This is a genomic window from Erwinia sp. 2186 (assembly GCF_057812255.1).
Genome location: NZ_CM173824.1, coordinates 1,006,809 through 1,021,851 on the forward strand (window position 1 = coordinate 1,006,809; position 15,043 = coordinate 1,021,851).

Annotated in this window: 9 protein-coding genes; 6 read left to right on the top strand and 3 right to left on the bottom strand. The window is 59.5% G+C overall.

Features of this window, described 5'->3' with window-relative positions:
* Nucleotides 1-84: 84 nt before the first annotated feature.
* From ACXKZG_RS04675 to lplT, 6 genes are all read left to right on the top strand, one after another.
* A complete protein-coding gene (locus ACXKZG_RS04675; RefSeq protein ID WP_488875779.1) occupies nt 85-1,326 on the top strand; it encodes an MdtA/MuxA family multidrug efflux RND transporter periplasmic adaptor subunit in 1,242 nt (413 codons plus the stop codon).
* On the top strand, nt 1,323-4,505 hold the full coding sequence (locus tag ACXKZG_RS04680; RefSeq protein ID WP_013203610.1) for an efflux RND transporter permease subunit: 3,183 nt from the start codon (nt 1,323-1,325) through the stop codon (nt 4,503-4,505). The genes ACXKZG_RS04675 and ACXKZG_RS04680 overlap by 4 nt, the downstream gene beginning before the upstream one ends.
* Nucleotides 4,502-7,600: a multidrug efflux RND transporter permease subunit gene (locus ACXKZG_RS04685; protein WP_134822654.1), complete on the top strand. Its 3,099-nt coding sequence runs from the start codon at nt 4,502-4,504 to the stop codon at nt 7,598-7,600. Before ACXKZG_RS04680 ends, ACXKZG_RS04685 begins: the two co-directional genes overlap by 4 nt.
* A 5-nt stretch (nt 7,601-7,605) precedes the next feature.
* Nucleotides 7,606-9,006 (top strand): efflux transporter outer membrane subunit, encoded by a 1,401-nt coding sequence (locus ACXKZG_RS04690; RefSeq protein WP_488875780.1) that lies wholly within the window; start codon nt 7,606-7,608, stop codon nt 9,004-9,006.
* 146 nt (nt 9,007-9,152) lie between these two features.
* Nucleotides 9,153-11,321 carry a bifunctional acyl-ACP--phospholipid O-acyltransferase/long-chain-fatty-acid--ACP ligase gene (aas, locus tag ACXKZG_RS04695; RefSeq protein ID WP_346595718.1) on the top strand — a complete coding sequence of 723 codons (2,169 nt, stop codon included), beginning with the start codon at nt 9,153-9,155 and terminating at the stop codon, nt 11,319-11,321.
* Nucleotides 11,314-12,525, top strand: a complete 1,212-nt coding sequence (lplT, locus tag ACXKZG_RS04700; protein ID WP_041692111.1) for a lysophospholipid transporter LplT — start codon at nt 11,314-11,316, stop codon at nt 12,523-12,525. Before aas ends, lplT begins: the two co-directional genes overlap by 8 nt.
* Before the next feature lie 74 nt (nt 12,526-12,599).
* Here the strand turns inward: lplT and ACXKZG_RS04705 are convergent, their stop codons facing one another.
* From ACXKZG_RS04705 to ACXKZG_RS04715, 3 genes are all read right to left on the bottom strand, one after another.
* A complete protein-coding gene (locus tag ACXKZG_RS04705; protein ID WP_013203605.1) occupies nt 12,600-13,640 on the bottom strand; it encodes an NADP(H)-dependent aldo-keto reductase in 1,041 nt (346 codons plus the stop codon).
* 195 nt (nt 13,641-13,835) lie between these two features.
* The gene (locus tag ACXKZG_RS04710) at nt 13,836-14,051 is read right to left on the bottom strand and encodes a YgdI/YgdR family lipoprotein (protein WP_013203604.1); all 216 of its coding nucleotides are present in this window, start codon (nt 14,049-14,051) and stop codon (nt 13,836-13,838) included.
* A 178-nt stretch (nt 14,052-14,229) separates the two neighbouring features.
* The gene (locus tag ACXKZG_RS04715; RefSeq protein WP_013203603.1) at nt 14,230-14,940 is read right to left on the bottom strand and encodes a TerC family protein; all 711 of its coding nucleotides are present in this window, start codon (nt 14,938-14,940) and stop codon (nt 14,230-14,232) included.
* Nucleotides 14,941-15,043: the final 103 nt, after the last annotated feature.

Genomic DNA, 15,043 nt, shown 5'->3' on the forward strand with positions numbered 1-15,043 from the left:
GCCAGTTTTGCTGGCCTGACCTTTTTCAGGCGTGGGCAACGGCCCCCGTTGAACCCTTTGCCTCACTTGACTCCACAGAGCCTCATGACCCCAACGACTTCGAAAACCTCATCCTCCCGACGTAAAAAAATCATTTTACTGATCCTGGTCATCCTCGTTGCCCTGCTGGCCTGGCGTTTCTGGCCGCACGGTAGTGGAGAAGCGGGTGGTCCTGGTGGACCGGGGGGCCATGGCGGTATGCGTGGGCCTGGCGGTCCGGGGATGATGGCCGGTGCGGTGACGCCGGTGCACGCGGGCGAGGTTACGACGGCGGATGTTCCGGTCTATCTGACAGCGTTAGGCACCGTGGTGGCTAACTCGACGGTGACGGTCACCAGCCGGGTCGACGGACAGTTGATCAAGGTGCTGTTTACCGAAGGGCAAAAAGTGGAAGCAGGGCAGGTGCTGGCGCAGGTCGATCCGCGCAGCTATCAGGCCACGCTGGCGCAGTATCAGGGTGATTTAAGCCAGAATCAGGCGCTGCTGAAAAGTGCCGAACTGACGCTGGCGCGTTACCGCAAGCTGTTTGCCCAGGACTCGCTGGCTCGCCAGGATCTGGATACGCAGATTGCCACCGTCGGCCAGTATGCCGGCACCATCAAGGCCGATGAGGCACAGATTGCCGCCGCTAAGCTGAACCTTGAGTTCACCAAAATCACCTCACCGATTGCCGGTCGCGCCGGTTTACGCCTGGTCGACGCGGGCAATATGGTGCACACCACCGATACCACCGGCATCGTCACCATCACCCAGACCCAGCCTGCCGCCGTGACCTTTAGCGTGCCGCAGAACAACATTCCTGTTCTGCTGAAGTCGCTGCACAACGGCCAGAGCCTGCCCGCCACCGCCTTCGATCAGGATGGCAACGCCGAGCTGGCCAGCGGCAGCGTGCAGTTTATCAGCAACCAGATTGATACCAGCACCGGCTCGGTGAAGCTGAAAGCACTGTTTGCCAACCAGGACGAAACGCTGTATCCCAACCAGTTTGTGAACCTGCGGCTGCAAACCGGCACGCTGAAACAGGCGACGGTGATCCCGGCCCAGGCCCTGCAGCTGAGCAGCGATGGCAGCTTTGTCTACGTGATCAATAAAGACCAAACCGTGACCCGCAAGGCGGTTAAAACCGGGCCAACGCTGGGGGACACGCAGCAGGCGATCCTCTCCGGCGTCAGCGCGGGTGAGCAGGTGGTTACCGAAGGGATCGATCGCCTGAGCAACGGCAGCAAGGTGAAAGTGGTGACCGCCGCAGAAACCAAAACCGCCAGCGGGAGCGCGAAAGCGCAATGAATCCCTCTCGCATCTTTATCGAACGTCCGGTTGCCACCATTCTGCTGATGGTGGCGGTGCTGCTCTCCGGCATCTTCGCCTACCGCTTCCTCTCCACCTCGGCGCTGCCGCAGGTGGATTACCCGACCATTCAGGTGACCACGCTCTATCCTGGCGCCAGCCCGGACGTGATGGCCTCGTCGGTGACCGCGCCGCTGGAACGCCAGCTTGGGCAGATGGCAGGCCTGAGCCAGATGGCGTCCAGCAGCTCCAGCGGATCCTCGGTGATCACCCTGAAGTTCTCGCTGGATCTGTCGCTGGACGTGGCCGAGCAGGAAGTGCAGGCGGCGATCAACGCCGCCGACAGCCTGTTGCCGTCCGATCTGCCGAACCCGCCGACCTACAAAAAGGTTAACCCGGCGGATACCGCCGTCATCACTCTGGCGGCGAGTTCGGACACGCTGCCGCTGATCAAAGTGCAGGATCTGGTCAACACCCGCGTGGCGCTGAAGCTGTCACAGATTTCCGGCGTCGGTATGGTGACGCTGGCGGGCGGACATCAGCCGGCAATCCGCGTACAGATGGACCCGAAAGCGCTGGCGGCACACGGGCTGACGCTGGAAGACGTCAATACGCTGATCGGCAACAGCAACGTTAACGGCTCGAAAGGCGGATTCGACGGTCAGTATCACTCGGTGACCATCGACGCCAACGACCAGCTGCGCACGGCGGAAGAGTACGGCAACCTGATCCTGACGTATCAGAACGGCGCGGCGCTGCGATTGCACGATATCGCCACCATTCAGGAAGCGGCGGAGAACACCTATCAGTCGGCGTGGGCCAATAATTCCCCGGCGATTGTGATCAGCGTGCAGCGCCAGCCCGGCGCGAACGTGATCTCGGTGGTGGATGCGATTAAAGCACAGCTGCCAACCCTTCAGGCCGCCTTGCCGGATGGCGTCAAGGTGCAGATCCTTTCCGACCGCACCCAGACCATTCGTGCCTCGATCAGCGACGTCCAGTTTGAGCTGATGCTGTCGATTGCACTGGTGGTGATGGTCACCTTCCTGTTCCTGCGCAACGTGGCTGCCACGCTGATCCCCAGCATTGCCGTGCCGCTTTCGCTGGTCGGCACCTTTGGCGTGATGTACCTCGCCGACTTCAGCCTGAATAACCTGTCGCTGATGGCGCTGACCATTGCCACCGGCTTCGTGATTGATGATGCCATCGTGGTGGTGGAGAACATCTCGCGCCGTCTGGAGCAGGGCGAAACCCCGATGCAGGCCGCGCTGAAAGGCTCGGCGCAGATCGGCTTCACCATTATCTCGCTGACCTTCTCGCTGATTGCGGTACTGATCCCGCTGCTGTTTATGGGCGATGTGGTCGGGCGCTTGTTCCGTGAGTTCGCCATCACGCTTGCGGTGTCGATTCTGGTGTCGATGGTGGTGTCATTAACGTTAACGCCGATGCTGTGCGCCTATCTGCTGCGCCATATTCCCGAAGAGCGGCAGAGCCGTTTCTACCGTAAAGGCGGCCAGTTCTTTGACAAGCTGATTGCCGGTTACGATCGTCTGCTGACCATCGTGCTTAATCATCAGCGGCTGACGCTGCTGGTGGCGCTGGCGACGCTGGTGTTTACCGGCCTGCTGTATCTGGTGATCCCCAAAGGCTTCTTCCCGTCGCAGGATACCGGGCTGATCCAGGGCGTCACCGTGGCCTCGCAGGATATCTCGTTCAGTGAAATGGCCAAACGTCAGCAGGCGCTGGCGGCTATCGTGCTGAAAAACCCGGCGGTGGAGAGCCTCTCATCCACCATCGGCATCGACGGCACCAACACCAGCCTGAACAGCGGACGGCTGCAAATTAACCTTAAGTCGTTTGACCAGCGCGATGAGCGCGCCGACCAGGTGATTGCCGAACTGAAGCAGGCCACGGAGAGCGTGCCGGGCATCCAGCTGTATATGCAGGCGTCGCAGGATCTGACGGTAAACGATCAGGTCACGCCGGATCAGTATCAGTTCTCGCTGGATGATGCTGACAGTGAAAATCTGGTGAGCTGGTCGCCAAAACTGGTGGCCGCGCTGAAAAAGCGGCCGGAGTTCAGTTCGGTGGTCAGCAATCTGCAGGATCAGGGGCAGGTGGCCTACGTCGAGCTTAACCGCGATGCGGCTGCCCGCTATGGCATCACCGCGGCGGACGTCGATACCGCGTTGTATAACGCCTTCGGCCAACGCCTGGTGTCGACCATCTTTACCCAGTCGAATCAGTACCGCGTGGTGCTGGAAGTGGCGCCGAAATATCAGCAGTCTCCGGCCTCGTTTGATGATATCTATCTGGCGCCGGCCAGCAGCACAACGACCAGCAGTTCGGATACGGATTCGACCAGCACCACCAGCACCACGTCAACCAGCGACAGCAGCACAAGCACTACCGCCAGCACCACCGGCATGGTTAAGCTGACGTCGATTGCCACCATCCATCAGCGTATCGGCTCGCTGACCCATATGCGCCTCAATCAGTTCCCGGCGGTGACCGTCTCCTTTAACCTGACGGACGGTTATTCGCTGGAAGATGCGCAGCAAGCGATAGCGGAAACCCAGCAAAGTCTGGCGCAGCCGTCGAGCATCACCCTGCGTTATCAGGGGGAAACGGCGGCATTCCAGAGCGCCACCAGCAATACGCTGTGGCTGATCCTCGCCGCGCTGCTGACCATGTATGTGGTGCTGGGCATTCTGTATGAAAGCTTTATCCATCCGGTGACCATTCTCTCGACGCTGCCGTCCGCGGCGGTCGGCGCACTGCTGACGCTGCTGCTGTCGGGAACCGAATTCAGCCTGATTGCGCTAATCGGGGTGATCCTGCTGATCGGCATTGTGAAAAAGAACGCCATTATGATGATCGACTTCGCGCTGGACGCGGAGAAGCATCAGCATCTCAGCCCGCGTGAGGCGATCCATCAGGCCTGCCTGCTGCGTTTCCGCCCGATCCTGATGACCACCATGGCGGCGCTGCTGGGTGCGCTGCCGCTGATGCTGGCATCCGGCTCTGGCGCGGAGCTTCGCCAGCCGCTGGGACTGGTGATCGTCGGCGGATTGATCTTCAGCCAGGTGCTGACGCTGTTCTCCACGCCGGTGATCTACCTGTGGTTCGACCGCATGGCAGAGCGTACCCGCCGCAGAATGCGTAAGGTTCGCGGATGAATATCACACGGCTGTTTATCTTCCGGCCGGTCGCCACGCTGCTGCTGACCATGGCGCTGCTGCTGTTGGGCGCGCTCGGTTACCGCCTGCTGCCGGTGGCCCCGCTGCCGCAGGTGGATTTCCCGACCATTATGGTGACGGCGAAGCTGGCGGGTGCCAGCCCGGAAACCATGGCTGCCACGGTGGCCACGCCGCTGGAGCGATCGCTCGGGCAGATTGCCGGCATCACCGAGATGACCTCCAGCAGTTCGGCGGGATCGAGCAATATCATTTTGCAATTCGATTTGAGCCGGGACATCAACGGTGCCGCGCGTGACGTGCAGGCGGCGATCAATGCCGCCCGCAGCCTGCTGCCGAGCAGCATGGCGTCGCTGCCGACCTACCGTAAAGCCAACCCGTCCGACGCGCCAATTGTGATGCTGGCGCTGACCTCCACCACCCGCACCAACGGCGAGCTGTACGATATTGCCGACAGTAAAATCGACCAGAAGATTGCCCAGGTGCAGGGTGTCGGCGATGTGTCGCTGATGGGCAGTGCGCTGCCGGCGGTGAGAATCGATCTGCAACCGCAGATGCTGACGCACTTCGGCGTGTCGATGGATACGGTGCGCGAGGCGATAGCCAACAGCACCAGCAATCTGCCGAAGGGAATGTTGCAGGGCGAACATCAGTCGTGGGTGGTTGACAGCAACGGCCAGCTCGATAAGGCCAGCGAATACCGCAAGCTGGTGGTCAGTTATCAGGACGGCAGGGCGATCCACCTCAGCGATGTCGCCACGGTGTATGACTCGGTCGAAGACAAATACAACGTCGGTTACTACAACCAGACGCCATCGGTGATGATCGGCGTGACCCGTCAGGCGGGCGCCAATATGCTGGAAACCATTGATGCGATCAAAGCGCAGCTGCCGGCGCTGGAGAAGGATCTGCCGGCGGACGTGGCGCTGAAAATTGTCGTCGACCGCTCGCCCAACGTTCGCGCCTCGCTGTATGACACCGAAGAGACGCTGCTGATTGCCGTGCTGCTGGTGATCGGCGTGGTGTTCGTTTTCCTGCGCAACGTGCAGGCGGTGTTGATCCCGGCGCTGGCGTTGCCGGTGTCGCTGATTGGCACCTGTGCCGTGATGTATATGCTCGGCTACAGCCTTGATAACCTGTCGTTGATGGCGCTGATTATCGCCACCGGCTTTGTGGTCGACGATGCGATCGTGGTGCTGGAAAACATCACCCGTTATATCGAAGAAGGGATGAGCCCGGTGCGCGCCTCGCTAAAAGGCGCGCACGAGGTGAGCTTCACCGTGCTGTCGATGACGCTGTCGCTGGTGGCGGTGTTTATCCCCATCCTGTTGATGGGCAGCATTGTCGGGCGGCTGTTCCGCGAATTTGCGGTGACGCTGACGGTGTCGCTGATTATCTCGATGCTGGTTTCGCTGAGCCTGACGCCGATGCTCTGTTCACGGCTGCTAAAACGCCGACCGGCGGTCACCAGGCGTCCGCACCCGGTTTATCAGTGGATTGAGAACGGCCTGAACCGGCTGCTGGCGGCGTATTCCTCGGCGCTGGACTGGGTGATGCGTCACCAGCGGTTGACGCTCTTCAGCCTGATCCTGACGGTGCTGCTGAATCTGTTCCTCTATTCGGTGGTGCAGAAAGGCTTCTTCCCCAATCAGGATACCGGCCTGTTGATGGGCATGTTGCGGGCCGACCAGAACGTCTCTTATCAGGCGATGAAGCCCAAGCTGCAGCAGTTCGCCAAAATGATTGAGCAGGATCCGGCGGTGGATGGCGTGATGGCGTCGATGGGCAGCGGCGCATTTGGCTCGCGCAACACCGCCAACTTCTTTGTGCATCTGAAGGACTTCGACAAGCGCGATGCCACCGCCACCGAAGTCGCCAACCGGCTGAGCGGCAAATCGGCCAATATCCCCGGCGTGCAGCTGTTCCTGATGGCGGCGCAGGATATTCATATCGGTGGACGCAGCGCCAACGCCTCTTATCAGTACAGCCTGCAGGCTGACGATCTCGATACCTTGCGCATCTGGACGCCCAGGGTCAAAGCCGCGCTGGAAGCCATCCCGCAGCTGACCAGCGTCGACTCTGATGCCCAGACCGGCGGCCAGGAGGTGATGATCAATATCGATCGCGACCGGGCAAAACGGCTTGGCGTGGATGTGAATATGCTGGATACGCTGCTGAACAACGCCTTTTCGCAGCGGCAGGTGGCCACGCTGTATAAAACGCTTAACCAGTATCATGTGGTGATGTCGGTGCAGGATGCCTACACCCGCGATCCGCAGATGCTGGAGAACATGTTTGTGGTCAACGACGAGGGCGCGCAGGTGCCGATCTCGGCCTTTGCCAGCTTCAGCGGGGCGAATGCGCCACTGTCGGTGGCGCATCAGGGCCAGTCAGCGACCAGCACCATTGCCTTTAACCTCGCCGATGGCGTCTCGCTGGAACAGGCCTCGGCGCTGATCAAAACGGCGATGGCGCAGATCGCGCTACCGGACAGCATTCAGGCGGGCTTCCAGGGCACGGCGAAAGCCTTTGCCGACCTGTCCGCCTCGATGCCGTGGCTGATCCTCGCCGCGCTGGCGGCGGTCTATATCGTGCTGGGGATGCTGTATGAAAGCTATATCCATCCGCTGACCATCCTGTCGACCTTGCCGTCGGCGGGCGTTGGCGCGCTGCTGCTGATGCTGCTGACCGGCACCCAGCTGACGGTGATCGCGCTGATCGGCATTCTGCTGTTGATCGGCATTGTGAAAAAGAACGCCATTATGATGATCGACTTTGCGCTGGCGGCCGAGCGTAAGCAGGGACTGTCACCGCAGCAGGCGATCACCCAGGCCTGCCTGATGCGTTTCCGTCCGATTATGATGACCACGCTGGCCGCCTTCTTTGGCGCGCTGCCGCTGGCGTTGGGCAGCGGCGGCGATGCCGATTTACGCAGTCCGCTGGGGCTGGCGATTGCCGGCGGCCTGGCCTTGAGCCAGCTGCTCACTTTATTCACCACTCCGGTGGTGTACCTCTATCTTGATCGCGCCAGCCGGGCCACGAAACGCCAGTGGGCCCGCCTGCGTCATGCTGAATAATGATAATGAAAATGACTAAACTGACCCCTGTTTTGCTGGCGCTGATCCTGAGCGGCTGTGCCGTTGGCCCTGATTACCATCGTCCAACCGCCAGCGTGCCCAGCCAGTACAAAGAAGCCAAGGGCTGGCAACAGGCCAAACCGCAGGATGCGGATAGTAAAGGCGCGTGGTGGGCGGTTTACCACGATGAAACGCTGGCCGGGCTGTTGCAGCAGGTGTCGATTTCCAACCAAAACGTCGCGCAATACGAAGCGCAATATCGTCAGGCGCAGGCACTGGTGTCGGGATCCCGCTCGGATCTGTTTCCCAGCGTGACCGGAACCGGCGCTTCCACCCGCAGCGGCAGCGCCAGTAACACCACCACCGGCTCGGGCCGCACGGTCAGCGACAGCCACTCGCTGGAAGCCAGCGCCAGCTGGGAGCTGGATATCTGGGGCAAACTGCGTCGCACGCTGGAAGAGAACAAGGCCAGCGCGCAGGCCAGCGCCGCCGAGTTAGCCAACATCACGCTGAGTGCGCAGTCCGAACTGGCGCAGGATTATTTCCAGCTGCGGATTATGGATCAGCAGATCGCCCTGTATCAGCAAAGTGTCGACGCCTATCAGCGCTATCTGAAGGTAATCGACAACAAATACCAGTCCGGCAGCGAATCCCGCGCCACGCTGGCGCAGGCGCAGGCCCAGCTGGAAAGCGCCCGGGCGTCCGCGCTGGATCTGACCTGGCAACGGGCGCAGACCGAACATGCCATCGCCATGCTGATCGGCAAAACCCCCGCTGAATTCAGCCTGCCTGCCGCACCGCTTACCGCCACGCTGCCGGTTATCCCTGACGCGCTGCCGTCCGAGCTGTTGCAGCGCCGCCCGGATATCGCCTATGCCGAACGTACCGTGGCTTCGGCCAATGCTGCGGTGGGCGTGGCGATTGCCGGGTACTATCCAGACCTGACGCTTGGCGCCACCGGCGGCTTCTCCAGCTCCACCTTCAGCAATTTGCTCTCGCTGCCCAACCGCGTCTGGTCATTAGGGCCGGAGCTGAGCGGCACGCTGCTGGACTTTGGTGGCACCTCGGCGAAAGTCGATCAGGCCCGCGCCGCCTATGATGCGGACGTGGCAAGCTATCGCCAGGCGGTGCTGACCGGCTTCCAGGAAGTGGAAAACTATCTGGTTGAGCTGAACACCCTGCAGGACGAGATGCTCGCGCAGCAGCGGGCGACCGACGCGGCGAAAGAGTCTGCGCGCGTCACCTATAACCAGTATCAGGCCGGGATGATTGATTATCTGGATGTGGCGACTACCGAGAACACCAGCCTCAGCTCACAGCAGAGCCTGTTGTCGCTGCAAAGCACGCAGTGGGTTGCCAGCGTCCAGCTGATTGCCGCGCTGGGCGGCGGCTGGCAGGACCGGTGATGGCAGTGAGTGCGGAAGGCCTTTAAACCCGATGTGAAGCCGGTTCCATCCTGACCTGTTTGAGGACTATTTTGCCTGCAGAGCATTGAGTTGTGGCGCTGGATACTGCATCGTTAGAGCCAACTTTTTTATGCTAAGGAGTTGGCATGCTATTTAAAACTCTCCGCCTGCTGTTTCGCCTGTGCTTCGGCACCCGCCTGCAGGGCGATCTGTCTGGATTATATAAAGAAAAAGTACTGATTGTGCCCAACCACATGTCGTTTCTCGACGGTGTGTTGCTGGCCGTTTTTCTGCCGGTAAAACCGGTTTTTGCCGTTTACTCGTCGGTCAGTCAGCACTGGACGATGCGCCTGGCCAGCAAAGTGGTCGATTTCGTGCCGATGGATCCGACCAAACCGATGTCGATCAAGCATCTGGTGAAGATGATAGGCCAGGGCCGCCCGGTAGTGATCTTCCCGGAAGGCCGTATCACCGTGACCGGCTCGCTGATGAAAATCTACGACGGTGCCGGTTTCGTGGCCGCTAAATCCCAGGCTACCGTGGTGCCGCTGCGTATTGAAGGGGCGGAATATACCCCTTTTGGTCGCCTGGCCGGCGTGTTCAAGCGCCGTCTTTTCCCGCGCATCAGCCTGACCGTATTGCCGTCCACCATTATCCCGATGCCGGACGCGCCAAAAGCGCGCGATCGTCGCAAGCTGGCGGGCGAGCATCTGCATCACATCATGATGGAAGCCCGCATGGCGGTGCGTCCACGCGAAACCCTGTATCAGGCCTTTCTGTCTGCGCGTACCCGGTATGGCTACTTCAAACCGGCGATTGAAGACGTTAACTTCACGCCTGACAGCTACACCGGCCTGCTGAAAAAATCCCTCGGCGTCGGCCGTATTCTGGAGCGTTATACCGCGCCTGGTGAATATATCGGTCTGCTGTTGCCTAATGCGACGGTTACCGCGGCGGCGATCCTCGGTGCGTCGATGCGCGGACGCATCCCGGCGATGCTGAACTACACCGCCGGCGTAAAGGGCGTCAGCAGCGCGCTGAAAGCTGCGGAAGTGAAAACGGTCTTCACCTCCCGCCAGTTCCTCGACAAAGGCAAGCTGTGGCATCTGCCGGAAGAGATTACCCAGGTGAAATGGATCTTCCTCGAAGATCTGAAAGACACCGTCACCACTCAGGACAAGCTGTGGATCCTCCGCCATCTGCTGATGCCGCGCCAGGCCGAAGTGAAGCAACAGCCGGAAGATGCCGCGATGGTGCTGTTTACCTCCGGATCGGAAGGCAACCCGAAAGGCGTGGTGCACTCCCATAAAAGCCTGCTGGCCAACGTTGAGCAGATCAGAACCGTGGCGGACTTCACGCCGCGCGACCGCTTTATGTCCGCACTGCCGCTGTTCCATGCTTTCGGCCTGACGGTAGGACTCTTTACCCCGCTGATGACCGGCGCGCAGGTGTTCCTCTATCCCAGCCCGCTGCATTATCGCATCGTGCCGGAACTGGTCTATGACCGTAACTGCACCGTGCTGTTCGGCACCTCCACCTTCCTCGGCAACTATGCGCGCTTCGCCAACCCGTACGATTTTGGCCGGCTGCGCTACGTCGTCGCGGGTGCGGAAAAATTACAGGAAGGCACGCGCCAGACCTGGATGGACAAATTTGGTATCCGTATTCTGGAAGGCTATGGCGTGACCGAGTGCGCGCCGGTGGTGGCAATTAACGTGCCGATGGCGGCGAAAAACCATACCGTTGGCCGCATTCTGCCGGGCATGGATTCACGTCTGATTTCGGTGCCGGGCATTGAGCAGGGTGGTTTGCTGCAGCTGCGCGGCCCGAACATTATGAAAGGCTATCTGCGGGTGGAAAATCCTGGCGTGCTGGAAGCCCCACAGGCCGATAACGGTGAAGGGCAGATGGAAGCCGGCTGGTACGACACCGGTGATATCGTCAGCTTTGACGATCACGGCTTCTGCCAGATCCAGGGCCGCGTGAAGCGCTTTGCCAAAATCGCCGGTGAAATGGTCTCGCTGGAAACGGTTGAGCAACTGGCGCTGAAAGCCTCGCCAGAGAAGCAGCATGCCGCCTCAATGAAGCCGGACGGCAACCGTGGCGAAGCCCTGGTGCTGTTCACCACCGACAGCGAACTGAGCCGCGATGGGCTGCAGAAAGCCGCGCGTGAGTTGGGCAGCCCGGAGCTGGCGGTGCCGCGAGACATCCGCTTCCTCAAGCAGCTGCCGTTACTGGGCAGCGGTAAACCTGATTTCGTCACCCTGCGCAGCATGGCCGAAAATCCAGAGAACGCGGAGAACGCCAATGACTAACCCCGCCAACCCTCAGGGGCTGATGTCGAAAGGGATGATGGCGGTGATTGCCGCCCAGTTCCTCTCCGCGTTTGGTGATAATGCGCTGCTGTTTGCTACCCTCGCGGTGCTGAAGCAGCAGGTCTATCCCGACTGGAGCCAGCCGGTGTTGCAGATGGTGTTTGTTGCCACCTACATCATTCTGGCGCCGTTTGTCGGCCAGATGGCGGACAGCTTCGCCAAAGGTCGGGTGATGATGTTCTCTAACGGCCTCAAGCTGCTGGGCGCGCTGACCATCTGCTTCGGCTTTAATCCGTTTCTCGGCTACAGCCTGGTCGGCGTCGGCGCGGCGGCGTATTCACCGGCAAAATATGGCATTCTCGGTGAGATTTCCGGGGGCGATACGCTGGTGAAAGCCAACGGCCTGATGGAGTCGTCGACCATTGCCGCCATTCTGCTGGGATCGATTGCCGGTGGCGTGCTGGCTGACTGGAACCTGACCGGCGCACTGGTGGCCTGCGTCGCGGCCTATGGTCTGGCGGTTGCCGCCAATACCCTGATCCCAACGCTGACGGCGGCCAGACCGGGCCAGTCGTGGCATCCGGCAAAAATGTCGGCCAGCTTCTTCAGCGCCTGCCGCATTTTGTGGCGCGATGGCGAAACCCGCTTCTCGCTGGTCGGCACCAGCCTGTTCTGGGGCGCAGGCGTCACGCTGCGCTTCCTGCTGGTGCTGTGGGTGCCGGTGGCGCTGGGGATTACCGATAACAAAACCCCGACCTTGCTGAATGCCATGGTCGCCATCGGTATCGTCTTTGGCGCGGGTGCCGCAGCGAAACTGGTGACGCTGAAAAACGTCGGCCGCTGTATGCCGGCTGGCGTGCTGATTGGTGTGGCGGTGGTCTTTTTCTCGCTGCAACACACCACCACCGGCGCTTACGGCCTGCTGATCGTGCTGGGTATGTTGGGCGGATTCTTTGTGGTGCCGCTGAACGCGCTGCTGCAAATGCGCGGTAGAGAGAGCGTTGGCGCAGGCAATGCGATCGCCGTGCAGAACCTCGGTGAGAACAGCGCGATGCTGCTGATGCTGGGGCTTTACTCGCTGGCGATCAAACTTGGCGCGCCGCCAGTGGCGACAGGGGTGGGATTTGGGGCGCTGTTTGCGCTGGCGATTGCCGTGCTGTGGGGATGGCAGCTGGCGCAGAAACGTCATAAGCGCAGCGTATAGTTTAAGGAAGGCAGTGTCGTCGCGGCTTTTAAGGCGTGAATAACCGAGGCGGGAGCGATCCCGCCTCGGTTTTTTTATGGTGAAGGGAAAGTATAACGACGATGAATCGCTTCCAGTTCCTGCAACACGTCTTCGGTCAGCGTCAGATTGTAGCTGTCGATATTAATCTGCAGCTGCTCAAGCGTGGTGGCACCCAACAGGGTACTGGCAACAAACGGCTGCTGACGGACAAAGGCCAGCGCCATCTGCGACGGATCCAGACCGTGTTTTTTCGCCAGCGCCACGTACTCGGCGATAGCCAGCTGAGCCTGCTCACCGCTGTAACGGGTGAAGCGGCTGAACAGCGTATTACGCGCACCTTCCGGTTTGGCACCGTTCAGGTATTTACCACTTAAGGTCCCAAACGCCAGGCTCGAATAGGCCAGCAGCTCAACGCCTTCAAGGTGGCTGATTTCCGACAAACCGACTTCAAAGCTGCGGTTCAGCAGGCTGTACGGGTTTTGGATGCTGACAATGCGCGGCAGCTCGTGCTTTTCCGCCAGCTGCAGGTAACGCATCACGCCATAAGGGGTTTCGTTGGAAACGCCGATATAGCGGATCTTACCGGCACGCACCTGTTCGTTCAGCGCTTCCAGCGTTTCCAGCAGGGTGACGGTGGCCGTGGTGTCGTTGTACTCGTAGCTCAGCTTGCCGAAATAGTTGGTCTGACGCTGTGGCCAGTGCAGCTGATACAAATCCAGATAATCGGTCTTCAGACGCTTCAGGCTGGCATCCAGCGCTTCACGAATGTTTTTGCGATCCAGCGCCTGATTCGGGCGAATTGACGCATCGGCGCCACGCACCGGGCCGGCCACTTTGGACGCAAGGATGATTTTGTCACGATTGCCGCGGGCCTGAAGCCAGCTGCCAATGTATTTTTCGGTTAAACCCTGGGTTTCCGGACGCGGAGGCACCGGATACATTTCTGCGGTATCAATAAGGTTAATACCGGAACGGAGAGCTAAATCTAACTGCGCATGGGCGTCGGCTTCGCTGTTCTGCTCACCAAACGTCATGGTTCCCAACCCCAGGCTACTGACTTCCAGGGTGCTGTGGGGGATACGGTGATAGTGCATGTGCCGGCTTCCTTTTTACATTATTAAAAGGTTCTGGAACCTGAAGAACGGCCTGCAATGAGGTGCATAGCCCCGCGGTACGTGCTCAGGTCCGGCATTTGACTATAACCGCCGTTCGCTGCAGGGGGAAGAGGGGATTTATCGGGAAATGCGGACAGAGCCACCAACGGATTGCCAAAGGTGGCTTAATTTGACTTAGCGCTCAACGATGGAGGAAACATCATCACCGTTGATTTGTAACTCATGGCCAGAGCGGTCGGTATATTTCACCAGGCCGGTCTCTTTATCAATCTCAGGTTTGCCCTGGGTCATGATCATGTTGCCTTCCTTAGTCGCCATCACGTAATCGCTGCTACACCCGCTGACCAGCACGGCCAACATAAGCGCTGCTGCGCCAAACATATACTTCATACTTCGCTCCCTTAAGGCCCGCTACTGAATACTGGTACGTCCATTAATAACGCATTTTGGCGACAGACGCAGTAGTAGATGTCCGAAAATGTGCTGCGAGCACGTCGGGCCATTGACATTAATCGTAAGATGATACTACAGAGCGAGGTACTGGCCGGCGTGACCGGCCAGTAAAGGATCAGGCGAGGTTCTTTTTAGAGCGCATCAGGTTCAGGCATTCCACGGCCATTGAGAAGAACATGGCGAAATAGATATAGCCTTTAGGAACATGCACATTGAAGCTTTCCAGTATCAGCGTAAAGCCGACTAAAATCAGGAAAGCCAGCGCCAACATTTTCACCGAAGGATGACGGTCAACGAAGTCGCCAATGGTTTTAGCGGCGAACATCATTACACCCACCGCAATCACCACGGCGGCCATCATAATAATCAGATGATCCGACAGGCCGACGGCGGTGATCACCGAGTCGAGGCTGAAAATAATATCCAGCAGCATAATCTGCACGATGGCACCGACAAACGAGTGCACGTTGGTTTTATGCTCGGCATCGCCGCCTTCAATGGTTTCGTGGATCTCCGCGCTGGATTTCCACAGCAGGAACAGACCACCGAACAGCAGGATCAAATCGCGGGCGGAGAAGCTGTGATCCATCAGGGTAAACAGCGGCGTGGTCAGGCGGATCACCCAGGCAATTGACGCTAACAGACCCAGACGCATTAACATCGCACCGGCTAAACCAACACGGCGAGCGGTATTCTGTTGATGTTTAGGGAGTTTGGCGACTACCAGGGAGAGGAAAATAATATTATCGATGCCGAGGACGATCTCCAGAATCGTCAGCGTGCCCAGGGCCAGCCAGGCATTGGGATCTGCAATCCAATCAAACATGCTAACTTTGCTTCCTAAACGAAAAGTAAACGAGGAGTATACGCAACCCGTGGTCGCGCCGCTATCCTGCTTTCCTTTTATCTGGGGCGGTCAGCCCGTCGGA